This window comes from Marinobacter iranensis (genome assembly GCF_029207565.1).
GTDB lineage: Bacteria > Pseudomonadota > Gammaproteobacteria > Pseudomonadales > Oleiphilaceae > Marinobacter > Marinobacter iranensis.
Window position 1 is genome coordinate 1 of sequence record NZ_JANCMW010000157.1, and the last position, 272, is coordinate 272.

General features: G+C 65.8%; 1 protein-coding gene. It reads left to right on the plus strand.

Features of this window, described 5'->3' with window-relative positions; translation table 11 throughout:
* The coding region (locus NLU14_RS21850) for a TonB-dependent receptor plug domain-containing protein (RefSeq protein ID WP_275710570.1) at positions 1–272 on the plus strand (272 nt) is incomplete at both ends.

Below are 272 nucleotides of genomic sequence, written 5' to 3' on the forward strand. Positions count from 1 at the left end.
GGCTTCCAGGCCCCGACGCCGCTCACCGTGCTGACCCAGCAGGATATCCAGAACACGTCGCCGACGAACAACATCGCCGACTTCGTCAACCAGATGCCCCAGCTCGCCGGCTCGACCAAGCCGGCCAATTCGCGCCTCAACCTGTCGAACGGCTCGGCGGGCATCAACGCGCTCAACATGCGCAACCTGGGCGAAGGCCGCGTGCTGGTCCTGCTCGACGGCCGCCGCTCGGTCGGCTCCACCATCTATGGCTGGGTCGACATCAACACCAT